Here is a 22,340-nt window from a genome sequence, read left to right as displayed (position 1 = left end):
CCACGGACCATGAAGGAGATTCGATGAGCGATTCGCTGCAGTCACTACTCGGGGCCAACCGCCCGGCAGTGGTCAACGATTTCGTCGGCGTCATCGACGCCGAGGTGTCGGAGCAGAAAGGACTCAGCGGCACCGCGGTCAAGGCGGCCTATGGCGCCGTTCAGAAGATCAAGCCGGACATCGTGACCCGGGCCACCGATCAGCTACTGCCCGACTTTCTCACTGCTCTGCAACCGTTCTGGGACTCTAAGCCCGCAGGCGTCGCGTTCGGTGACCACCTGGCCGCCAACTCCGACGCAGCGTCCGAAGCACTGCTGCAGGTCACCGACAACCAGGTCGCGGACGCCAAGCCAGCACTGGCGAAGGCGTACAACTCACTTCGCGGCAAGGCGAAAGGCTATGTGGCCGCAGCACTTCCGCGCGTCGGCGCGGTGGTCGAGAAGTACGCGGGCTGAGTCGACGTGATCGCTGGTCGCGCTAGGCCGCGGAGGTGAGGATGAGAACCAACACCACACCGACCGCGATCAGCGCGGCCAGCATCGACAACACCCGCCAAATGTGCAGACGGACAGGGGTCGTGTCGGCTGCTCGTGAAGATGCGACCCGGGATGAGGCCATGATCTCTCACTTTCGATCGTCCGGGGCGCCGTCCAGCGAGCTGGTCAATCACTCCCGGTCTGTTACTACAGTGATAAATGTGTCACATGTTGCAGGAGTTTGGGGTGTTTCGCGTCAGCGTGTCGTGAACAACCGCGATGCAGGACCCACGGGGGTCACATGCCCCGCCTGACACGTACGAGGCTGACACGGGAGAACACGCGAGCCGCATGGCTGATCCTGATCGCCTGCGCGGCGGTCAGCATGGTGGTCGCCGCGATGGCCGCCCTCAACACCGCGCTCGCCGACATCGCCGTCGACATCGGCGCAGACTCCAGCGAGATGACCTGGATCGCCGACGGTTACACGTTGGCCCTTGCGGCGCTACTGCTTCCGGCCGGCGCGATCGGGGACCGATTCGGACGACGCGAGGTCCTCATCGCGGGCCTGATCGTCTTTTCCATCGCCTCACTCCTCGCGATCTGGACCACCAACCCCACCCAGTTGATCGGCACGCGCATCCTGGCCGGTGTGGCAGCGGCACTCATCATGCCCACCACTCTCTCGCTGATCACCTCCGGCGTGCCCGCGGACAAGCGGAGTATCGCCGTGAGCATCTGGGCAGCGGTGGCGGGCGCCGGCGCGATCGCGGGTTTCCTGGTCACCGGCGTGCTCCTCGAATTCTTCTCATGGCACTCGATTTTCATCACGTTCGCGGCCTCTGCGCTCCTGACGGCTCTCCTGTGTCTGACAATCGGCACCTCCCGCGACAGCGATCCCGGGCGCTTCGACTTCGTCGGAACGGCGCTGTCGGTTCTGGGCGTGACCGGTGTCGTCTTCGGTCTCCTCGAGGCACCGCACCGCGGCTGGGCAGATGCACTCGTCCTCGTCGCGCTGATCGGCGGTGTGGTGCTCTTGGGTGCGTTCTGTGTGGTGGAACTTCGCATCACCGATCCGCTGCTCGACGTCCGCTTGTTCACCAATCGCGCCTTCGGTTCCGGCGCACTCTCGGTGGCGCTGCAGTTCTTCGCATCGTTCGGCGCGTTCTATCTGCTGTTGCAACGGCTCCAACTGGTCATGGGCTACTCGCCCCTGCAATCGGCGTTCGCGCTGATGCCGATGGTCGTCGGGGTCAGCGTGTTCGCACTCGTCGGTAACTGGCTCGCTGTCCGGTTCCACTCGCTGCGCTTCGTCCTCGCAGGCGGAATTCTCGTCGCCGGAATAGGAATGCTGTTCCTCGGTCTCGTCGACTACGACAGTTACCCGATGTTTGCGGCCATGACCGGCGTCGTCTCGGTCGGTATCGGACTCGCGACAGCCCCGTCGACGACTGCCATCATGTCGAACACACCGCTCGACAACCAGGGTGTCGGTTCGGCGGTCAACGACACCGCTCGCGAACTCGGTGCGGCCATCGGAATCGCTCTCGCAGGCTCGCTGCTCGCCGCAGGCTATTCCGCGCGCATCGGCGCGACGAGCACGCTCGCACGCGACCAACTCGACGCCGCCGGGCGCCAACGCATCGCCGCGGGCGACACGGCGGGCGGCCAGGCGTTGCTTGCGCAGGCCGACGACGTGTCCCACCGCATAGGTCGATCGCTGGCGGAGGCCACGGAGGTCGCGCATCGCCTTCCCGCACAAGCCGGGAGCCTGTCGAGGGCCATCCTCGACGGCGCGCAGGATGCTTTCATCACACCCATGAACCAGGCATGCGTCGTGCTCGGTGCTGTGCTCCTCACAGGCTCGGCTGTCCTGCTCTGGCTCGCCCCGCGTCGCGTCGTCGCGGTCGCCGACGGTGCAGAACCGACAACCGAGGATAGTGACTTCGGCTGGGAGGACGGCGAACACACGTCGGCCGACCAGACAGCGGACTAGCGGCGTAGGCTCGCTCCGATGATCGCGGCGAGCAGTGCACTCGGCAGCGTGGTCGCGGTCGTCGTGCTGGTGGTGGTGATCGTGGCCACGGTGTCGGCCGCGCGGGTCCCGCCCGCGGTGGTCGCGGTCCCGGCCGCATTGCTGGTAGTTGCGCTCGGCCTCGTCGACCGGCACGCCGCCACGACGGAGATCGCATTCATGCTGCCGACGATCGGGTTCCTCGCCGCGATGCTGGTGGTCGCCGAGATCTGCTCACGCGCAGGAGTGTTCACATGGGTTGGCGTCGCACTCGCCCGGTGGAGCCGAGGCTCCGCGGTCGGACTGTTGCGCATCGTGGTCGTGGTCGCCGCTGTCACGACCGCCGTTCTGTCGCTCGACACGACAATCGTGCTGCTGACGCCGGTGGCCGTGCTGACCGCCCGGCACATCGGGGCCAGGGTCGCACCCGTCGCGTACGCGAGCAATCACATGGCCAACAGCGCGTCGACGCTTCTGCCCGTTTCCAACCTCACCAATCTGTTGGCGTTCAGCGCCGCCGGCGTGACTTTCACTCGCTTCAGCGCCCTCATGGCCGGGCCGTGGGTTGTGGCGATCGTCGTCGAGTATCTGGTCTTTCGATGGTTCTTCGCGCCCGAGTTGTCGACGCAGGCGGGTGGGACGGACGTCGACGACAGACCCGTCACACAGCGGCAGCCGCCTGAGACTGCGGCGCGGGACGATGCACGGGCCGTCGAGTCGGGCATGCGGGCACCGGTCGTCACGCTTGCCGCCGTCGGAGCGCTCTTGGTGGGGTTCGTCGTCGCCGAACCCCTCGGCGTGCCGCTTGCCGCTGTCGCCGGGATCGGTGCTGTCGTGATGCTGGTGCCGTCGCTGTGGTGCGCGCCGCGAGCCACACTTGTGGGTACCGCACGGGCCGTCAATGTCTCGTTCCTGATCTTCGTGGCAGCACTGGGCGTGATCATCCTGCCCGTGCGGAACGGACCGGTCGGTGATCTCTTCTCGACGTTGATGCCGTCGGGTACCGGACTCGTGGCGCTGCTGTGCGCCGCGGTCATCGCCGCAGTGGCCGCGAACCTCTTCAACAACCTTCCGGCGACGCTGCTGCTGGTCCCGCTCGTGTCCGGTCAGCCTGCCCTGGTTCTCGCCGTGCTGCTGGGTGTCAACATCGGCCCCAACCTCGCGGTGTTCGGATCACTCGCCAACCTGCTGTGGCGCGATGTCATGCGGCAGCACTCGGCGTCCACGTCATCGCATGTGTACCTGAAACTCGGCGCCGTGTCGGTACCGCTGACGCTGATCACCGCCGTGCTCGCGCTGTGGGCGGGGCTGCGCGTGTTCGGCTGACTTCGACGCGCCCGATCAGCGGAACTGCTTGGCGATGAACGGGATAGAGTCGACCTTCGACGCATTGACCGTGCCGCTGTGGTCCTTGTTCGGGTAGAACCGGAAGGTCACGGGCTGGTTGTTGGCCTTGAGACGCGACGCGAGCAGCAGCACACCGGGTGTGTTGACGTCGGTGTCGAGGCCACCCTGACCGATGAAGAACGGTCGGTCGTAACCGGATTCGGGAATCCCCATGTAGTCGGTCAGCGTGGCCTGGAAACCGGGAATCTCAGCCAGTGGGCGGCTCAACAACTTCCCGGGGTCGACCTTCTGCGAACGAACCAGACCGCCGAGTTCGTCGTCGGAGTCGCACAGTGTCTCCGCCTTGTCGACCCAGTGGCGTCCATAGGGGGTCAGGAACGAGTTGATGTTCCACTCGGGGAACGATGTTCGCAGCCCCGACAGGATATACATCACGTAGATCGTGGTGTTGGGCGAGAACCCCCCGAGGGGTACCGGTGACGGGCGACCAAGCGCCGCAACCAGATTTTCGATGTATGCCGGTACCCCGGTCCCGACGGCCCCGCGATAGTCGAGTTCGTTGCCGCCGAATTCGGTGGCGTAGCGCGCAGTGGTGATCGCAGCTCCACCGCCCTGCGACTGTCCGACGACCGCCCACTTCCGCGACAACTGCGGGTAGACCGCTCGCGCGGCCTTCACGCTGTCGACGATGCTGTGCGCCTCGACCCGACCGTTGAGATACGGGTGGTTGCCGGGAGTACCGAGTCCGACGTAGTCGGAGGCCACCACCGCGTAGCCCTGCGACATCCACGAGCGCAGATACTCCCAGTCGCGCTCGATCGCGACCGGGCCGCCGATGGAGTAGGCACAGTGATCGGCGAGACCCGTTGTGCCGTGGGCCCACGCGATCACCGGCCAACCGCCCTTGGGGGGCGTACCGGGCGGGAGGTAGACCGCGCCGCTCGACAACGCCGCCGCATCTCGCACGCCCTTGGTCCAGTAGGTGACGCGCTTGGCGTCGACGGCTCCGGGCACCGTGATCCGCGCAGGTAGCGCCTCGGTGGAGACCACCGTGCCCGGAACCCCGCCCGGCGCGGCGTCGGCGGGTGTGCTGCCGATCACCGCCGACACGGTTGTCATGGCGATTGCCATCGCCGTCACGATCACGCCGATCCGGCGTCCGACCCTGCTGCGCTCACTCACGCTGAACACCGTATACATGCACCGACCGACCCGCTCGTCATCCCCGGGATCCACGGCACCGGATCGAACACGCTCGAGCGACTTGGCACCGGGGCCTACACCCCGGCCGACTCCGGAGTGGCCGGAGCGTCGGCAGCAGTGGCCTTGGCCCACTTGTAATCCGCCTTGCCCGCGGGGGTGCGCTTGACCTCGTCCACGAACACCACGACCCGCGGAACCTTGTACCCCGCCAGTGTTTCCCGGCAGTGCGTCTGGAGTTCGTCGAGCGTCGGTTCGGGCTGACCGTCGGCAACGGAGACGACAGCACCGACCTTCTGCCCGTACCTGGGATCGGGCACCGGCACCACCAGCGCGTCGGCGACGGCCGGGTGCGCGTGCAGGGCGGCCTCGACCTCTTCGGCATAGACCTTCTCGCCGCCGGAGTTGATGCATTGCGAACCGCGGCCGAGGAACACGATGGTGCCGTCCGCCTCCACCGTTCCCATGTCCCCGAGGATCGAGACGCGTCGTCCGTCTGGCAGCGTCGGAAATGTCTTGGCCGACTTCGCCTCGTCCTTGTAATAGCCAAGAGGCACGTTACCGATCCGCGCGATGTATCCGACATCCCCCGACCCCGGCTCGATCGCGTTGAGCGATTCGTCGACGACCATCATCTTGTCCGTCGGCGGCACCCGCAGGTTGCCGTTGTCGTCCATCACGATCTCGCCGTCGTTACCCGACTCCGACGCCCCGAAGTTGTCGCGCAGCACCAGATCCGGCTTGACCGCTGCCATCCGCTCCCGGACGTGCTGCGACCAGATCGCCCCACCGGAGGTGATCGAGAACAACGATGACAGGTCGACGTCGTCCCTGCGCCGCTCGAGTTCTTCGACGAGCGGCATACCCATCGCGTCGCCGACGATGAGGATGATCTGGATCTTCTCCTCCTCGATCCCGGACACGATGGCCTCCGGGTCGAAGTCGCGCATCAGCACCAACCGGCCGCCGAGGGTGAGGAAGGTGAACAACGAGTACGACGCTGCGCCGTGCATCAGCGGGGCCGCGATGTTGAAGGCGATCGACCCGAAGTCCTTGACTGCAGCGCCAACCTCGGCCAGGTCCTTGCGCGCCTCACCGTACGGGTTGCCACCGGAGATCGGCTTGCGGAAGAAGTCGTCGTGGCTCCAGATCACGCCCTTGGGGTATCCGGTCGTGCCACCGGTATAGAGGAGGTAGTGCTCGTCGCCGGTCCGCTCCTCGAAATCTCGTGTATCGGAGAGCTTCTCCGAGTCCGAGAACGCGACCACACGCACCGACCGGCCATCGGGCAGTGCATCGGCGGCGGCACGTAGTTCGTCAACGATCTCACCGATGACGAACACCGTTCGCACGAGGGGAAGATCGGGCAGCAAGGTGGCGACACTGCGCTGGTGGTCCGGCTCCTCGACGACGATTCCGCGCGAGTCGGAGTTGTCGAAGATGTAGCTCAGCTCGGCATTGGTATAGCGATAGTTGACGTTGACCGGAACCGCTCGGACCTTCAGCAGGCCGAGCAGGCTGGTGACGTGTTCGACGCTGTTCTTGAGGAACAGCGACACGTTGTCGTCGAGCCCGATGCCGTGTGCGGCGAACAGGTGCGCGACCTGATTGGCGAGCCGGTCGAGTTCGGCATAGCTGATCTGTCGTCCGCCGTAGCTGAGGGCGATCCGCTCGGGGACAGAATCGGCGACCGTCTCGAACACGTCGGCGAGGTTGAATTTCATTGCTCCTGGCTCCTCTTACTGCATTGCTAGTCGACCACTGTCGTTGTCTGTCAAGCGGTTCACGTGCGTGCATACTCGCGACGCTCGGGCAACCGCCGCCGCGCTCCCCTACGCTGCCGTGAGCACCAAACCACTGGTCGGAACACCCGTTCCGGCCGTCACCACGACACGCTGCGCTCCCGGAACCTGGTTCACCGACGTGCCGCGCAGTTGCCGCACCGCTTCTGCTATTCCGTTCATCCCGTGTATGTATGCCTCCCCGAGCTGGCCTCCGTGCGTGTTCAACGGGAGCCGCCCGCCGACTTCCAACGCGCCCGGTTCCCGCACGAAATCCTTTGCCTCACCGCGACCGCAGAATCCGAGTTCCTCCAACTGCAACAGGGTGTAGGGCGTGAAGTGGTCGTAGAGAATCGCGGCATCCATATCGCCGGGCGCGAGTCCCGACTGCTCCCACAGTTGCCTGCCCACCACACCCATCTCGGGTAGCGCTGCGAGTTCGTCGCGGTAGTAGCTCGTCATGATGAACTGATCGACGCCGCTACCTGACGCTGCTGCCGAGATCACCGCGGGACGCTGCCGAAGGTCGCGCGCACGTTCGGCAGACACGACCACGATCGCGACACCTCCGTCGGACTCCTGACAGCAGTCGAGCAGATGCAGAGGCTCGGCGATGTAACGCGATTGTTGGTGATCGGCAAGGGTGATGGGCTTGCCGTGGAAGAACGCCGCGGGATTGGTGGCCGCATGCTTACGGTCGACGACGGCGATGCGACCGAAATCCTCACTCGTGGCGCCGTACTCGTGTAGGTACCGCTGCGCAACCATGGCAACGAAGGCCGCCGGGGTCGACAATCCGTGCGGATAGCTGAATGCGTTGTCGGTCCCCGACGAGTTCTCCTGATTGGCCACGGCCGAGTTGACCTGCCCGAAGCGCAATCCCGAGCGTTCGTTGAACGCCCGATATGCCACGACGACGTCGGCGACACCCGTGGCCACGGCCATCGCCGCCTGTTGCACCGTCGAACACGCAGCGCCACCGCCATAGTGGATACGCGAGAAGTAAGTGAGCTCAGGAATCCCCACGGCTCGTGCAACGGCGATCTCGGCGTTGGTGTCCATGGTGAAGCTGACCAGGCCGTCGACGTCTGACGCGGTCAGGCCCGCGTCGGCCAGTGCCGATTGCACGGCCTCTGCCGCGAGCCGCAGTTCGCTGCGTCCGGAATTCTTGGAGAACTCGGTTGCACCGATCCCGGCGATCGCGGCGGCCCCCGACAAACGTCCCATCAGCGATCTCCCACTCTGAGTGCGACCGTCGAGATCACATGTTTGCCCAGTGAATTGGTGCCCGTGACGGCGACGGTCACGACATCGTCGTCGACCTGGGTCACTTCACCGGTGAACGTCAGCGAGTCGTAGGCATACCACGGCACACCGAGTTTCAGCGTGATCGAGCCGATCCTCGCCGACGGGCCTGCCCAGTCGGTGACGAACCGCTCCACGAGTCCGGTGTCGGTGAGAATGTTGACGAAGATGTCTTTGGATCCCTTGGCCTGTGCCAGATCCCGGTCGTGATGCACATCCTGGAAGTCGCGGGTCGCCAGCGCCGTCGACACGATGAACGTGGGAGTCGCGTCGATGGTCAACGGCGGCAACGTCGTTCCCACCTCAACAGTGGGTATCGCACTGGTGGTCACTCGGCCTCCTCTGCTGTCGGGCGCCACGCATGCAGCGTCCAGGCGTCGGTACCCGACTGTTCGTCGGCGGGAAAGTCGAGGAACATCGCTTCGACGCGCTGCCCGATGTGCACGTCGGCGGGGTCGACATCGCGCAGTTCGGCAAGCATGCGGACCGGTGACGAGTGCGCTGCTCCGCCTCCCTCGTCGACGACTGCCTCGAGTCCGTCGAGTTCGACAAGCGCGACGACAAACGGCAGTTCACGCCCGGGCACCTTGGGCGCCCGGTGGACCACGTAGCTGTACACGGTTCCCGTACCTGCCGCCACGACGTAGTCCGTGGTCGGGACCGTGCCGTCGGGTTGTCGGGGTTTCCAGGTCGCCGGTATCGGCGGATGGCGCAGCGAACCGTCGTCGAGTCGCTGGATACGCAGTTCGTGGGCTGCGATGCCCTCCCAGAAGAACTCTGTGTCGCGGGAGGCGCTGGGGCGCAACATGCGTGAGGGGTCGAGATCGGCGGGCACGTCATCGGTCGCAGGCTTCGCGTTGGTGGAGGCGGTGGTCGACGCGGCGTCGTGCGGCCGGAATTTCAAAATGCGGAAGTCCATCTCGGCGACCACCTCGTCGCCCACCGACCAGGTGTTGCGCGTGGTGAAGAACCACCCCTCACCGAGCGCTGTTTGTTTGGGTCCGACGACGTCGACCAACGCCGCCGACAGTGACACCTGTTCTCCGACAGCGAGGTAGCGATGATAGGTGGTGTCACAGTTGGTGGCGACGACGGACGTGTAGCCCGCCTCGTCGAACAGCTCCGAGGCCCGGCCGAGCGGATCGTCGTCGGTGCGAATGCCGTGCAGCCCGCGCATCGTCCACACCTGCGCCATCGCGGGAGGCGCCACGACGCCGGGATGTCCTGCGGCACGGGCAGCGTCGTCGTCGACATAGATGGGGTTGGTGTCGCCGATCGCCTCCACCCAGTTGTTGATCATCGGGGTGTTGACCGGATCGCGCCCGAGGGTGGGAGCACTCGGACCTGCGTCGATAATCGCCTGTGCTGCGGAACGGATGGTGTCGCTGTCGGTCATCGCGGTGCCCTCGGCAATCCAAGTCCTGCGGTGGCGATCATGTCGCGCATCACCTCGTTGACGCCTCCACCGAACGTGATCACCGCATTCCTCTTCTCCTGCACATCGAGCCAGTCGACGAGTGCTGCCGTGTCCGGATCGGTGAAATCGCCGTATCGTCCGACGATCTCGTCGATCATCCGGCACACCTTCTGCACGCGTTCGGTCGCAAACACCTTGGTCGCCGCGGCATCAGCCATGGAGATGGCCTCGCCGGTCGACGCGACCTGCCAGTTGAGGAGTTCGTTGATCCGCGCGTACGCGTCGATCTCCGCGAGCGCTCGGGCGACATCGGGGTGCTTCGCGATCACCGTGCCGTCCGGCCCCGGCCGCGATGCCCATTCCCTGGCCCGTGCGGCGAGGCCCTCGATGCGCCCTGCGGGTCCGAGCATGACGCGTTCGTGGTTGAGCTGGGTGGTGATGAGCTTCCATCCGCCGCCCTCCTCGCCCACCCGCATCGACACGGGCACGCGTACGTCGTTGTAGTACGTGGCATTCACGTGATGTGCACCGTCGGCGGTGATGATGGGGGTCCAACTGAACCCGGGGTCGGAGGTGTCGACGATCAGGATCGAGATGCCCTTGTGCTTCGGAGCCGACTTGTCCGTACGCACGGCCAACCAGATGTAGTCGGCGTCGTGAGCGCCCGTGGTGAAGATCTTCTGGCCGTTGACCACGTAGTGGTCACCCTCGAGAACCGCGCCGGTGGCGAGTGAGGCGAGATCGGTACCCGCTTCGGGCTCGGTGTAGCCGATCGCGAAATGCACATCCCCGGATAGGATTCTGGGCAGGAAGAGTTGCTTCTGCTCCTCGGTTCCGTGCACTTGAAGGGTCGGACCAACGGTCTGGAGGGTCACCGCGGGAAGCGGAACATCGGCGCGTACAGCCTCGTTGGTGAAGATCTGTTGCTCGATCTCGCCGAACCCCTTGCCGCCGTACTCTTTCGGCCAGCCGACTCCGAGCCATCCGTCGCGGCCCATCTGCGAGATCACGTCACGATACGTCGCGCCGTGGCGCTCGGTCAGCATGGTCTTCGCTGCCTCCGGACCGACCAGATCGGCGAAGTACTCACGCAGCTCTGCACGCAACTGCTGTTGCTCCGGCGTGAGGTCTATGAACATCGGTTCTGTCCCCTGGGTGTTGTGCGCGGTGGTGGTCGGTACGTGCTTGTCGGTCGGATCGCCGTGGCGTCGCTATCGGGCCGACGCATCGGCGAGTTCGTCGAGTCGGGCCCCCGCGCCTCCGACGAGCCGCGCGAGATCCTTGGCGATCGAGAAGTATCGGTGCAACGGATACGTGAGGTCGACGCCGACACCGCCGTGCAGGTGGGTCATCGTTCGCATCGCCGCGGGGATCTCGGCCGCCGCCCAGTACGCCGCGATACCCAGATCCTGCTGGGCGTCACGGCCTTCTGACATACGCCAGGCAGCGGCGGTGGTCGCGAGGTTCAACGACCTGCCGATCACGTAGATGTCGGCCAACTGTTGCCCGACGGCCTGGAACAGCGCGATCGGTTTGCCGAACTGGGTTCGGGTGGACACGTGGTCTGCAGTCAGTCTGGTGGCTCCGGAGACGAGGCCGTCTGCATACGCGCTCAGCGCGAGCCGGTGAAGGTCGCGCAATCCGGAGACGTCGCCACTCAGCACGGCATCGTCGTCGACGTGTACGTCGTCGAATCGCACCGTGAACTCGCCCCATCCACTCGACGTCGGGGTTCGGGTGAGAGAAACCCCCGCGGCGTTGCGATCCACCGCGACGACCCCTGCGTCGCAGGCGACGAGCAGCGTCGACGCACCGTCGGCGTGTAGTACTCCGCTCTTGGTGCCCGACAACGTCCCCTGGCACACGGTGGTGCGCGGCGTCGACGTCAACGAGTCGCCGGGTTCGCCGATGGCGATCGCGTGCCACGCACCTCCGGTCAGCGTCGCCGTGTGACGTTCGCGCGACGCCGGGTCAACGGTCTGCAGAAACAGTGCCGAGGTGAGCGATCCGAGCGCGGGCGTCACCGCTGCCGCCGAGCCCAGTCGTCGGAGCAGCGGCAACAGGTCGAGGACACCGAGGTCGTCCCCGTCGAACGTCGAGGGCAGCGGCAGGGCGAGCACCCCGGCGTCGGTCAGCGACCTCCAGAGCACGTCATCGAAGCCGGCGCGCGATGTCGTGGCCGCCTCGAGTGTCTCGCCCGCCCGCGTCCTCCCGCCGAATAGCGACGTCCAGTCCGGCTCGTGGCGGGAGAGCACGTCGTCCGCCACATCCGCAACCGCTTGTCCGGAGCTGCCCATGCCGAAATCCACCGACGGTCCCCTTCTCACAATCAGCAAAACTAGAACTCGTTCTAGTTGTATCAGACTCGGCGCCCTTGATGGGCGAATTGCGGGTTGATCTGCAGATTCACAGGTCGCGACGTTTGTCAGCCGCGCGGCAGACCGAGAATCCGTTCCGCCGCTGCTGTTCTCAAGATCTGGGTGGTGCCGCCCGCGATGGACAGACACCTGTTCTGCAGTAGCTGCTCGGAGGCCTCACCAGCCGCCACACCGTCGACGCCGAGCAGATCGAGACCGAATTCGGGTACCGACTGGCGGTGTGCGACGCCGATCAGCTTGCGCACGCTCGACACCGCTCCCGGATCGTGGCCCGCCAACCGTCGGGTCACCGCGAGGGCGTCGAGGACACGTCCGACGTGCGCGTCGGCGACCAGCTCACCCAGCCGCCGCAGCTCGTCGTCGGTCAGTTCCCGCTCCATGGACCCGATCTGAGCGAGCAATGCGTCCATCTCCTTGCCCAGCCCCGAGCCGCCCATCGCCACACGTTCATTGGCAAGCGTCGTGCGAGCCAGTCGCCAGCCACCGTTGACCTCGCCGACGACGCACTCGTCGGGAACGAACACGTCGTCGAGGAAGACCTCGTTGAAGTTCGCCTGGCCCGACAGCTCGCGCAGCGGCCGGATGTCGATTCCGGTCGCCGACATGTCGACGAGGAAATAGGTGATGCCCTTGTGTTTCGGCGCCTCGGGATCGGTGCGCGCCAGGCAGATCCCCCACTGCGCGTTGTGTGCCTGTGACGTCCAGATCTTCTGCCCCGACAGGCGCCAACCACCGTCGGCGCGAACGGCCCTGGTACGCAGCGACGCGAGGTCGGAGCCTGCCTCGGGCTCGCTGAACAACTGGCACCAGACGATGTCGCCGTCGAGGGTCGGCCGCACGAAACGCGCGCGCTGCTCGGGGGTTCCGTGTTCGAGGATGGTCGGAATCGCCCATGCGCCGATCACGAGATCGGGACGCTCGACGCCCGCACGTTCGAACTCAGCGTCGATGAGCAACTGCAGGGCTGGGTCGGCCCCGAGTCCGTACGGCGACGGCCAATGCGGGGTGAGATAACCGGATTCGACCATCATCGCCCGTTTCGCAGCAGGTGCGGCCGCCGCGATGTCGTCGATATCTGCCCTGATCGCGTCGCGACGATGTTCCACCGCACTCAGGTCGAGTTCGAAATGTCGACGCCGGCCGAGGATGCCGAGGCGGCCGAGTTGTGCACGCTGAGTCGACGTCGCGGCGGTCGCGGCCCGTAGCGCCAGTGCGGTTCGCAGGTAGAGGTGTGCGTCGTGCTCGAAGGTGAACCCGATGCCGCCGAGCACCTGGATGCAGTCCTCGGCGCTCGCCACGGGCAGCGACGCGACCAGCACGTCGGCGGCGAGCCGGGAGAACGCGAGTTGCTCCCGCGCAGTGTCGCCTTCGGGGTCGCCGGGCGGAGCGGCGAGGGCTGCGTCGACCGCCGCCGCGAGGTCCCAGGCCGCCGCGGTGACCTGCTCGCTGCGGCAGAGCATGTCGGCGCAGATGTGCTTGACGGCCTGGAACGAACCGATCGGTACGCCGAACTGTGTCCGCACCGTGGCGTACTCCACCGCGGTGTCGAGCACCCAGCGCGTCACGCCGCTGGCGTACGCGGCCGTGGTTGCCGACAACGCGCCTGCGATCACGTCGCCGTCGTCGAGTGCGAGCAGGTCGTCGACGCCCAGACCGACTACACGCAGGCGACTGACCGACCCCCTCCCGTCGAGCCCCTGCGCCGGGGCGGCCTCGCGCACGCCCGCCTCTGCCGGGATCACATACCAGCCCTCATCGAGGCCCTCACCGGCGAGTTCGGCCAGGATCACGCTGCCATCGACATACCCGACGACGCTGCCGAGATCGACACAGCCGCCCGTCACCACAGCCGCGCCACCCGCACGGGTGAGAGCTGGGATTACAGCGGATGCCTCGCCCGCCACCAGCGATTCGCGTGCGCCTGCGGCACGCGAATCCGTCGACATCGACAGCGCCAGGGCCGCTACAACGGTCTCCGCGACCGGACCCGGCACCAACCCCGCTCCGCATTGTTCGACCATCGCGGCGGTGTCGACGAAGGAGGCGCCGATGCCTCCCTGAGCCTCGTCGAGCACCGCGGCGAACACCCCCAACTCGGCCAGTTCCGGAAACAGGTCGCGCCAGTGGTCGCGCGGTTTCTCCAGTTCAGCCCGTACGATGTCCGTGGTACGACGACGCGTCGCCCACGCGGAAATGGCGTCACAGACGGCGATCTGTTCGGCGGACGTGGCAAGGCTCACGCTGAAATCCTCTGCATGTCGGTTGTGGCGAAGAATTAGAACCTGTTCTAATGGGCTGAGGGGGTATTTGTCCACCAGATCTTCCGACGCCCTCGATGGCGTCGGCAGGCACGAGATGAGGATGTCGCCTACACATGACCCGGTCGTCTGAAGATGCCGTGCCACAGAAGTCGGCACCGAATCCGAACAAGGGAGCGGCGTCGAAATCTGCCGCCGCCAAAGGCGCTCCCGCGCAGCCCGACACCACGTCCGCGGGACCTGCGCCATCGACGACGGAGAGTGGTTCGGCAGCCCAGCGTGATCGTCGACGCCGCATCCTCGACGCCACGCTCGCCCTCGCCTCCAAGGGCGGATACGACGCAGTGCAGATGCGCACGGTCGCCGAGAAGGCCGACGTCGCGGTGGGCACCCTGTATCGCTACTTCCCGTCGAAGGTGCATCTGCTCGTCACCGCACTCGCGCGCGAGTTCGAGCGCGTCGAGACCCGCGTCGACCGTTCCCAGCTGCAGGGCGACAACGCCATCGAGCGACTTCGTCACGTGCTCGACATGATCACCTTTGCGATGCAGCGCGATCCGCTGCTCACCGAGGCCATGACGCGCGCCTTCATGTTCGCCGACGCGTCGGCGACCGCAGAGGTCGATCAGGTGGCCTCGATCATCGATCGACTCTTCGCAGGCGCGATCGTCGACGACGGTGAACCGAGCGAGGAAGAACTCGCCATCGCGCGCGTGCTCTCGGACGTGTGGATGTCGAACCTGGTCCAGTGGCTCACGCGTCGCGCTTCGGCGACCGACGTGACGAACCGGCTCGAGCTCACCGTCCGGCTGCTACTCAAAGGCCGGGTCGCCGCGGACGCATAGCAGAGCGCACCGCCCGCGTTCTGGAGCTCAGTCCAGGTCGACCGAGATCTCGCCTGCGGCGTCGGCGCGCACCGCGTATGCACGCACTCCTGCACCACCGAAAGCCACCTCGTTGCCCGTGGTCAGATCGTAGGTGTGGTTGTGCAGTGGGCAGACGACGACGCAGTCGTCGATCAATGCGTCGGCGAGCGGTCCGCCGCGATGCGGGCACACCGCGTCGAGAGCGCGCAACGAATCGTCGCGTAACCGGAAGACCGCGATCTGGACGCCGCGGACACCGAACGCCCGTCCCTCCCCCGGCGGGATGTCGGCTATGTTGCCGAGCGCGACCTCACTCATCGGACCGGCACCTGCGGCAGCGGCAGCAACGGCAGAGCCGAGCGGAACTGGCCCGGCGTGGCAGGCTCCTTGCCGTCCTGCCACGGGTCGCGATAGGCGGCGACCGATCGCTGCATGTTGGTATCGAGTTGCTGCGCAATGCCTTCGGCATCGTCGACGACGACGGCCCGGATCTTATCGATGCCGTATCGCGGCACCCAGGCGTAGGTACGCTCGAGCCATTTCGCGTTCTCCCGGTAGTACTGGAGGAATCGGCCCGCCAGGATCATCACCTCGTCGGGACTGTCGACGGTCGCGAGCAGATCACCTTTGCGGATGTGCGCGCCCGCGGCTCCGCCCACGTAGATCTCCCACTTCCCGCCGTCGATCGCGACCACGCCGAGGTCTTTGCACAGCGCCTCGGCACAGTTGCGCGGGCATCCGGTGACCGCCAACTTCATCTTGGCCGGCCCTGCGATGCCCTGATAGCGCTCTTCCAGTGCGATTCCCAGCGCCGTGGAGTCGCCGACACCGAATCTGCAGAAGTCGCTGCCCACACAGGTTTTCACGGTGCGGAAGCTCTTGCCGTAGGCGAAGCCCGATGGCATGTCGAGATCGGCCCACACGTTCGGCAGGTCCTCTTTGCGGACGCCGAGCAGATCGATGCGCTGACCACCGGTGAGCTTGATCATCGGAACGTCGTACTTCTCTGCGACGTCGGCGATCTTGCGTAGTTGGTCCACGCTTGTCACGCCGCCCTTCATCTGTGGCACAACGGAAAATGTGCCGTCGCGTTGGATGTTCGCGTGCACCCTGTCATTGATGAATCGCTCCGCGCGTTCGTCGATGAAGTCGGCCCCCCACATCATCTCCAACAACGACGAGAGACCCATCTTGGAGTTGGCGTCCTCCGTGCCGTCGGGAGCCAGGGCAGCGAAGACCGAACGCACCGAGTGCAGTTTCAGTTCGCGGATGAGCCGCATGAGTTCGGGTTTCTCGTACGGAATCGCGGGCACATACCAGTTCGCGGACGGATCGTCGGTGACCGCATCGCCCGCCGCCCACTCGACGAGCTGGGTCACAAGCCCCTTGCATGAGCCACACCCCTTTCCCGCGCGGGTTGCCGCCATCACCCCCGACACCGACGTGGCGCCCTGAGCGACGCAGCCGACGATGGCTGCCTTGTCGACGCCGTTGCAGTTGCATATCTGCGCATCGTCGGAGAGTTCCGCGACTCCCGTTGCGGCGTCGGGGGTTCCGATGTCGAACATCAGCGAGAGTCGCTCGTCCGGCAGCTCGCTGCGTTGGTCGAACGCCTGCATGAGGAAGGAGACCTTGCTGACATCGCCGACCAGCGTCGCGCCGACGAGTTTGTTGTCACGGATCACGACGGTTTTGTAGACGCCGTGGCGGGGCTCGTAGAACTGGAGATACTCATCGTCGTCGAGTTCCGGTGCCTTGACCCCCATCTGGGCGACGTCAACGCCGGCGACCTTGAGCTTGGTCGACGTCCGCGAACCGCGATAGGCGGCGGATTCATCGGTGTCCGTGATGTGGTCGGCGAGCACCTTCGCCTGTTCCCAGAGCGGCGCGACGAGCCCGTACACCTGTCCGCGATGCTGAGCGCACTCGCCGACGACGTAGATGTCGTCGTCGTCGATCGACCTCATGTGATCGTCGACGACGATGGCCCGCTCGACGGTCAACCCAGCGCCGCGCGCAAGCCCCACGTTGGGCCTGATGCCGGTCGCGAGCACCAGAAGATCACAGTCGAGCCGCTCACCGTCGGCGAAACCCACTGCGGTGATCGCGTTCTCACGATCGGCGAAGGCGTGCGTCGTGCGCTTACCGGTGACGACGTCGAGTCCCGTGGCCTCGATCGCGTTGCGCAGCACGGCACCCCCGGTGTCGTCGAGCTGCGCGTTCATCAGAATCGGCCCCGAGTGCACGACGGTCGCGTCCAGACCACGCCCGTGCAGCCCGTAGGCCGCCTCGAGGCCGAGCAATCCCCCGCCGATGACCACGGCATGGGTCGCGTCGTCGGCGTGCTCGATGATGGCGCGGGTGTCGTCGAGGCTGCGGAATCCGAAGACACCGCCGAGCAGGGTGGTGTCATCGACCCAGAGGCCGTCGATGGGCGGGAAGAATGCCCGGCTGCCCGTGGCGATGACGAGCTTGTCGTAACGCACCCGGGAACCGTCGTCGCCCAGCACGACTCTGGCATACGGGTCGATGCGCACCACCCGCACACCTGCGCGCAGATCGATCCCGTTGTCGCGGTACCACGCGACCGTGTTCAGGTAGATGTTGTCGGGATCATCGGTACCGGCGAGGACGTGTGAGAGGGCGATGCGGTTGTAGTTGCCGTACGGTTCGTCGCCGAAGACCGTGATGTCGAAGCGCTCGCCACCACCGCGCGCGAGGATCTCCTCGATAGCCCGTGCACCGGCCATGCCGTTGCCCACCACCACCAACGAGTGCACGGGCATCAGAACTCCACCAGCCCCAGGTCGATCACCACGGTGCCCTCCGCGCCCGCGGGTGCGGTGAGCGCCAACGACAGGTCGGCACCCTCGATGAAATCCTCGACCAACCGCAGCGGCACGTGCGTGGCGCCCTGTGCGGCGATGGGAAAGTAGCGCACCGGTTCGCCGTTGTGCATCAGCGCGATCGTGATCATCGCGTCGGCGCTGTTGCCACCCCGGAAGTACACGGCCTGGAGTGTGGCGCCGTCGGGAACGGTGATGGTCAGCGATGAATCAATGACATCGAGGGAGTCGAATCCCTTGCCCGCGAACGAAAATCGTCCCTGCAGGAATCGGGGTGTGCTGGTGTCGCTCATGGGCTCTGGTGACCTCTCTGTCGGTGGTGCTAGTAGACGTCTCGGACATACCGTTTCTCTGCCGCAAGTGCTTTCACATACGCCTCGGCACTCGCGCCGGAGAGTTTCCCGTGCTCGGCGACGATACGGGTGAGCGCAGCGTCGACGTCGCGGGCCATGCGGGACTTGTCGCCGCAGACGTAGAAGTAGGCACCCTCGTTGAGCCAGCGCCACAACTGCGCACCCTTCTCGATCATGCGGTCCTGGACGTAGATCTTGCGATCCTGGTCGCGAGAGAAGGCGAGATCGAGATCGGTCAGATGTCCGTCCCTGCGGAAGGTTTCGAGCTCGTCGCGGTAGTAGAAGTCGGTTGCTGAGTGCTGTTCGCCGAAGAACAACCAATTGCGTCCAGTGTGCCCGAGCGCCCGGCGCTCATGCAGAAAGGCACGAAACGGCGCGATCCCGGTACCCGGTCCGACCATGATCATCGGGACCTCGGGGTCGGTGGGTGGCTTGAAATTCGCCGAACGCTGCACCCAGATCGCGACGGGATCGCCGTCTGCATGGTCGGCGAGGTATGTCGAGCAGATGCCGTGACGTGCGACCCCGTGCACGTTGTGTCGCACCACGGACACGGTCAGCTGCACCTCGTTCGGGCTCTCGCGCGGACTCGACGAGATCGAGTACTGCCTGGGCGCGAGCGGGGTGAGGACGCCGAGCCATTCGTCGACTGTCGCGTCGACCGGATGTGTCACCAGCAGGTCGGCCGACAGTCGTCCCCACATCCAGTCGTCGAGGGTGTCGCGGTTCTCCGGGCGCAATAGCGCGGTGAGGTCATCGGAGGGATGTCGCTGCGCGATGAAGCTCAGCAACCCCGGGGTGATCTTCGCGATATCGAGACGCTCGTAGAACGCCCGGTAAAGCAGCATCTCCTCTCCGCCGACCGTGACGATCTGGTCGCCGTCGAGACCGGTGAGTCTCAAGAACTCGTCGACGTAGGCGGGGCTGTTGCGCGGGCGCACGGCGAGCGCATCACCCGCCTCGTAGCTGAGGGTGCCGTCGGGGAGTGCGAATCCGAACCGGCGCACATCCTTGCTCGACCCGGGACCGCTCAGCCGGGTGTTGCGGATGAGTGAGGTCACCAGCGGATTCTTGCGGCCGTACGGAGCAACCGCGCGGTCGGCGGGGGCTGTCTTGTTCTGCGGGGCAACCGTGGCCGGCACCGTCTCCGTACTGGCGGATGAGACTGCGTCGGCCGCGAGCTCTTCGGCGACCGCGTCGAGCCAACCCTGTGCTGTGGACTCGAAATCCGGTTCGCAGTCGGCCCGCTCCACCAGTCGGGTCGCGCCCAGCTCGACGAGTCGGGCGTCGAGCTTCTTCCCGAATCCGCAGAACTCGTCGTAGCTGGGATCGCCGAAGGCGAGCAGCCCATAGCGCAAGCCGTGCAACGGCGGCGCATCGTCACCGCTGAGCGCGTCCCAGAAGGCCGCGGCGTTGTCGGGCGGGTCGCCGTCGCCGGTCGTCGACGTGACGATCAGGACCGTCGCGTCCTGGGCCAACGCATCGACGCCCGCGTCGTCGAGCGTGCGTGCCACCGCCGTGATCCCGTTCGACGACAGCGAGTGCGCCACCACCGGCGCGTAGTCCTCGACAGTGCCGGTCTGGGATGCCCACAGGACCTCGACCTTCGGCGTGGTTGCGGCCTCGGTCTGCCCGTGGGGCGCGGTTTGGTCGGGCGCGGCTCGCGAGAAGGCGCCCGCCAGCACTCCGTTGATCCACGCCCGGTGTTCCTCGGAGAGCGGGGCCTGAGACGGCACGACCGGGACGCCCGCTGCCGCGTCCGCACTGCGCACCCCCGCCAGCATCCCGGACACGTACGCGCGCTCGACCTCGGACAATACCGGTGGCGCCGCATCGGGTGCGATGCCGAGTGCGGAGGCGAGGTCGTTCCCCGAGGGAAGTGCCGCCGGGGATTGCTGCACCGATGCCGACACCTTCTCCACCGCAACCGCACTCACCTTGAACTCCGGTTGCAGCGACGCGGGATCGACGGCGTCGTTGGTCACCGCGTTGATCGCGACGTCGGGGCCGAACATGTCACTCCAGTGGAAGGGCGCGAAGCAGTTACCCGCACGGACCCGGTCGGTGATCACTGCGGGAAGGACCGCCGCACCACGACGCGATCGCACGCGCACCGAATCTCCCTCCGACACACCGAATCCCGCGGCATCCTCGGGGTTGATCTCGACGAAGGGTGTCGGATTGAGTTTGTTGAGCTTGGCGACCCGACCGGTCTTGGTCATCGTGTGCCACTGATGAGCAAGTCTTCCGGTGTTGAGAATCAGCGGGAACTCGTCGTCGGGCATCTCGGCGGGCGGCAGGTATGGCCGCGCATGGAAGACGGCGCGGCCGCTCGGCGTGGGAAACACGAAGTCGGGTGTGGTGCCGTCGGGTCGGATCACCTTGGTCTGACTGTGGCCGTCATTGAGGTAGCGGACCGGATGACGGTCGGCGTCATCGCCGGGCGGACACGGCCACTGCAGCGGCGTATCGCGTAACCTGGCGTAACTGGCTCCGCGAATGTCCCAGCCGGTCTTCGGATTCCAGAACTGTTTGATCTCCTCGAACACCTCTTCTGCGGTCTCGAACGCGAAACCCTCGCCGTATCCCATCTCGGTCGCGATACGACAGATCAGCTGCCAATCGGGCAGAGCATCGCCCGGTGGCGAGACCGCGGGCGCGAAAAGGGTGAGGTTGCGTTCGGAGTTGATCATGACCCCGTCGGATTCTGTCCACAGGGTGGCGGGCAGGGCGACGTCGGCGTAGCGCATGGTCTCGTTCTCGGCGAAGACGTCCTGGACCACGACGAGTTCGCAGCGGCGCAGCGCTTCGATCACCCGCGACCGGTTGGCCACGCTCGCAACCGGATTGGTGCAGATGATCCAGCAGGCCTTGATGGTGCCGTCGGCCATCCGATCGAACATGTCGATGGTGCCGCCGCCGACCTCGGAGCGAATCGATCCGCGCGGCAGTCCCCAGGCGTCCTCACAGAAGTCGCGGTCGGCCTCCGAGATCACCGCGCGCTGACCCGGCAATCCCGGCCCCATGTAACCCATTTCGCGGCCACCCATGGCGTTGGGTTGGCCGGTGAGCGAGAATGGTCCGCTCCCTACGCGGCAGATCGCACCAGTTGCCAGGTGCAGGTTGATCAACGCGTTGGTGTGCCAGGTCCCGTGTACGGACTGGTTGAGGCCCATCGTCCAGCAACTCATCCAGTCCGTCGAGGCCCCGATCCAGGATGCGAGAGTGCGGATGTCGTCTTCGGCGATGCCGGTGATCTCACTGACACTGGCGGGGGTGTACTCGGCGACGAGTTCCGCGGTGGCGTCGAATCCCTCGGTGTAGTCGTCGATGAAGTCATGATCAAGCGCATCGGATTCGATCAGCAGGTGCAACAGCCCGTTCAGGAGCGCCAGATCGGTGCCCGGAGCCACCTGCAGGTAGAGGTCGGCCTTGGCTGCGGTGGCGGTGCGACGGGGGTCGACGACGACCAGTTTCGCGCCGGCCTTGACCCGTTCCATCATGCGTAGGAACAGGATCGGGTGGCAGTCGGCCATGTTGGAGCCGATGACCAGGAACAGGTCGGCGGTGTCGAAGTCCTGGTACGACCCGGGCGGTCCGTCGGCGCCGAGGGACTGCTTGTACCCGGTTCCGGCGCTGGCCATGCACAGCCGGGAGTTGGATTCGATGTTGATGCTGCGCAGGAAACCTTTGGTGAACTTGTTCGACAGGTACTGTGCCTCGGTCGACATCTGGCCGGACACGTACACCGCGACCGAATCCGGACCGTGCTCGTCGACGATGTCGCGCATCCGCCGAGCGGCGAAGCCGATGGCGTGGTCGATACCCACCGACTCACGGTCGGCGTCGCGGGAGGTCCGCATCGAGGCCTTGTCCATTCGTCCCGGCGCGGCGAGCATGTCCGAGGTCGTCGATCCCTTGGTACACAACCTGCCGAAGTTCGTCGGGTGGTCCTTGCGCCCGGTGGTCTTGGTCACCAGCGGGAGGCTGTTGCCGTCGGGCGCCGACACGTGCAGCACCATCCCGCAGCCGACGCCGCAGTAGGCGCAGAGCGTGTCGACGGTGGTGGTCTCGGCCATGACTCCATGGTCGGGCCGCA

17 protein-coding genes are annotated in these 22,340 nt (G+C 65.9%); 4 read left to right on the top strand and 13 right to left on the bottom strand.

The genetic code is table 11. The features are described 5' to 3' along the window. The first annotated feature begins 23 nt into the window (after window positions 1-23). On the top strand, window positions 24-455 hold the full coding sequence (locus GOACH_RS06635) for a DUF6918 family protein (RefSeq protein ID WP_005172426.1): 432 nt from the start codon (window positions 24-26) through the stop codon (window positions 453-455). Between the two features lie 22 nt (window positions 456-477). Here GOACH_RS06635 and GOACH_RS23955 read toward each other — a convergent pair whose 3' ends face one another. Continuing rightward, window positions 478-618 (bottom strand): hypothetical protein, encoded by a 141-nt coding sequence (locus GOACH_RS23955; RefSeq protein WP_169330852.1) that lies wholly within the window; start codon window positions 616-618, stop codon window positions 478-480. 159 nt (window positions 619-777) lie between these two features. On the opposite strand from GOACH_RS23955, the gene GOACH_RS06625 reads away from it, so the two are divergent. Then, window positions 778-2,472, top strand: coding sequence for an MFS transporter (locus GOACH_RS06625; protein WP_005172425.1), 1,695 nt, complete (start codon window positions 778-780; stop codon window positions 2,470-2,472). An 18-nt stretch (window positions 2,473-2,490) separates the two neighbouring features. Further along, complete coding sequence (locus tag GOACH_RS06620; RefSeq protein ID WP_005172422.1) at window positions 2,491-3,816, top strand: SLC13 family permease; 1,326 nt, start codon at window positions 2,491-2,493, stop codon at window positions 3,814-3,816. 15 nt (window positions 3,817-3,831) lie between these two features. On the opposite strand, the gene GOACH_RS06615 is transcribed toward GOACH_RS06620, so the two are convergent. The 8 genes from GOACH_RS06615 to GOACH_RS06580 form a co-directional block, all read right to left on the bottom strand. Beyond that, window positions 3,832-5,037: a lipase family protein gene (locus GOACH_RS06615; RefSeq protein ID WP_005172420.1), complete on the bottom strand. Its 1,206-nt coding sequence runs from the start codon at window positions 5,035-5,037 to the stop codon at window positions 3,832-3,834. A 77-nt stretch (window positions 5,038-5,114) separates the two neighbouring features. Beyond that, window positions 5,115-6,761, bottom strand: a complete 1,647-nt coding sequence (locus tag GOACH_RS06610) for an AMP-binding protein (protein WP_005172419.1) — start codon at window positions 6,759-6,761, stop codon at window positions 5,115-5,117. A 108-nt stretch (window positions 6,762-6,869) separates the two neighbouring features. After that, complete coding sequence (locus GOACH_RS06605) at window positions 6,870-8,045, bottom strand: lipid-transfer protein (protein ID WP_005172416.1); 1,176 nt, start codon at window positions 8,043-8,045, stop codon at window positions 6,870-6,872. Continuing rightward, a complete protein-coding gene (locus tag GOACH_RS06600) occupies window positions 8,045-8,455 on the bottom strand; it encodes a hotdog family protein (RefSeq protein WP_005172413.1) in 411 nt (136 codons plus the stop codon). Before GOACH_RS06600 ends, GOACH_RS06605 begins: the two co-directional genes overlap by 1 nt. Continuing rightward, entirely contained in the window at window positions 8,452-9,519 is a 1,068-nt protein-coding gene (locus tag GOACH_RS06595) for a bifunctional MaoC family dehydratase N-terminal/OB-fold nucleic acid binding domain-containing protein (protein ID WP_005172410.1), read from the bottom strand. Before GOACH_RS06595 ends, GOACH_RS06600 begins: the two co-directional genes overlap by 4 nt. Further along, window positions 9,516-10,679, bottom strand: coding sequence for an acyl-CoA dehydrogenase family protein (locus tag GOACH_RS06590; RefSeq protein ID WP_005172407.1), 1,164 nt, complete (start codon window positions 10,677-10,679; stop codon window positions 9,516-9,518). The genes GOACH_RS06595 and GOACH_RS06590 overlap by 4 nt, the downstream gene beginning before the upstream one ends. A 72-nt stretch (window positions 10,680-10,751) precedes the next feature. Next, window positions 10,752-11,849 (bottom strand): acyl-CoA dehydrogenase family protein, encoded by a 1,098-nt coding sequence (locus GOACH_RS06585; RefSeq protein WP_005172404.1) that lies wholly within the window; start codon window positions 11,847-11,849, stop codon window positions 10,752-10,754. A 116-nt stretch (window positions 11,850-11,965) separates the two neighbouring features. Further along, window positions 11,966-14,158, bottom strand: a complete 2,193-nt coding sequence (locus tag GOACH_RS06580; RefSeq protein WP_005172402.1) for an acyl-CoA dehydrogenase family protein — start codon at window positions 14,156-14,158, stop codon at window positions 11,966-11,968. Between the two features lie 134 nt (window positions 14,159-14,292). Here GOACH_RS06580 and kstR point away from each other — a divergent pair, with 134 nt between their 5' ends. Further along, on the top strand, window positions 14,293-15,021 hold the full coding sequence (gene kstR, locus GOACH_RS06575; protein ID WP_005172400.1) for a cholesterol catabolism transcriptional regulator KstR: 729 nt from the start codon (window positions 14,293-14,295) through the stop codon (window positions 15,019-15,021). A 27-nt stretch (window positions 15,022-15,048) separates the two neighbouring features. Here the strand turns inward: kstR and GOACH_RS06570 are convergent, their stop codons facing one another. From GOACH_RS06570 to GOACH_RS06555, 4 genes are read right to left on the bottom strand one after another with little or no spacing between them, the layout of a single operon-like run. Continuing rightward, on the bottom strand, window positions 15,049-15,360 hold the full coding sequence (locus GOACH_RS06570; protein WP_005172398.1) for a Rieske (2Fe-2S) protein: 312 nt from the start codon (window positions 15,358-15,360) through the stop codon (window positions 15,049-15,051). Continuing rightward, window positions 15,357-17,828 carry a nitrite reductase large subunit NirB gene (nirB, locus tag GOACH_RS06565; protein WP_005172397.1) on the bottom strand — a complete coding sequence of 824 codons (2,472 nt, stop codon included), beginning with the start codon at window positions 17,826-17,828 and terminating at the stop codon, window positions 15,357-15,359. The genes GOACH_RS06570 and nirB overlap by 4 nt, the downstream gene beginning before the upstream one ends. Beyond that, window positions 17,828-18,181: a hypothetical protein gene (locus GOACH_RS06560; protein ID WP_005172395.1), complete on the bottom strand. Its 354-nt coding sequence runs from the start codon at window positions 18,179-18,181 to the stop codon at window positions 17,828-17,830. The genes nirB and GOACH_RS06560 overlap by 1 nt, the downstream gene beginning before the upstream one ends. A 29-nt stretch (window positions 18,182-18,210) precedes the next feature. Further along, a complete protein-coding gene (locus GOACH_RS06555; protein ID WP_005172391.1) occupies window positions 18,211-22,320 on the bottom strand; it encodes a bifunctional nitrate reductase/sulfite reductase flavoprotein subunit alpha in 4,110 nt (1,369 codons plus the stop codon). Between the last annotated feature and the right edge of the window lie 20 nt (window positions 22,321-22,340).

Source organism: Gordonia aichiensis NBRC 108223, from assembly GCF_000332975.1.
Taxonomy (GTDB): Bacteria; Actinomycetota; Actinomycetes; order Mycobacteriales; family Mycobacteriaceae; genus Gordonia; species Gordonia aichiensis.
This window is presented reverse-complemented; position numbering and strand designations above follow the sequence as displayed.

What these genes read in the sequence shown, in the direction of transcription:
- GOACH_RS06560 (WP_005172395.1), bottom strand. Translation starts at nt 18,181, where the DNA reads ATGAGCGACACCAGCACACCCCGATTCCTGCAGGGACGATTTTCGTTC.
- GOACH_RS06595 (WP_005172410.1), bottom strand. Translation starts at nt 9,519, where the DNA reads ATGACCGACAGCGACACCATCCGTTCCGCAGCACAGGCGATTATCGAC.
- GOACH_RS23955 (WP_169330852.1), bottom strand. Translation starts at nt 618, where the DNA reads ATGGCCTCATCCCGGGTCGCATCTTCACGAGCAGCCGACACGACCCCT.
- GOACH_RS06610 (WP_005172419.1), bottom strand. Translation starts at nt 6,761, where the DNA reads ATGAAATTCAACCTCGCCGACGTGTTCGAGACGGTCGCCGATTCTGTC.
- GOACH_RS06570 (WP_005172398.1), bottom strand. Translation starts at nt 15,360, where the DNA reads ATGAGTGAGGTCGCGCTCGGCAACATAGCCGACATCCCGCCGGGGGAG.
- kstR (WP_005172400.1), top strand. Translation starts at nt 14,293, where the DNA reads ATGACCCGGTCGTCTGAAGATGCCGTGCCACAGAAGTCGGCACCGAAT.
- GOACH_RS06555 (WP_005172391.1), bottom strand. Translation starts at nt 22,320, where the DNA reads ATGGCCGAGACCACCACCGTCGACACGCTCTGCGCCTACTGCGGCGTC.
- GOACH_RS06635 (WP_005172426.1), top strand. Translation starts at nt 24, where the DNA reads ATGAGCGATTCGCTGCAGTCACTACTCGGGGCCAACCGCCCGGCAGTG.
- nirB (WP_005172397.1), bottom strand. Translation starts at nt 17,828, where the DNA reads ATGCCCGTGCACTCGTTGGTGGTGGTGGGCAACGGCATGGCCGGTGCA.
- GOACH_RS06590 (WP_005172407.1), bottom strand. Translation starts at nt 10,679, where the DNA reads ATGTTCATAGACCTCACGCCGGAGCAACAGCAGTTGCGTGCAGAGCTG.
- GOACH_RS06615 (WP_005172420.1), bottom strand. Translation starts at nt 5,037, where the DNA reads ATGTATACGGTGTTCAGCGTGAGTGAGCGCAGCAGGGTCGGACGCCGG.
- GOACH_RS06625 (WP_005172425.1), top strand. Translation starts at nt 778, where the DNA reads ATGCCCCGCCTGACACGTACGAGGCTGACACGGGAGAACACGCGAGCC.
- GOACH_RS06620 (WP_005172422.1), top strand. Translation starts at nt 2,491, where the DNA reads ATGATCGCGGCGAGCAGTGCACTCGGCAGCGTGGTCGCGGTCGTCGTG.
- GOACH_RS06605 (WP_005172416.1), bottom strand. Translation starts at nt 8,045, where the DNA reads ATGGGACGTTTGTCGGGGGCCGCCGCGATCGCCGGGATCGGTGCAACC.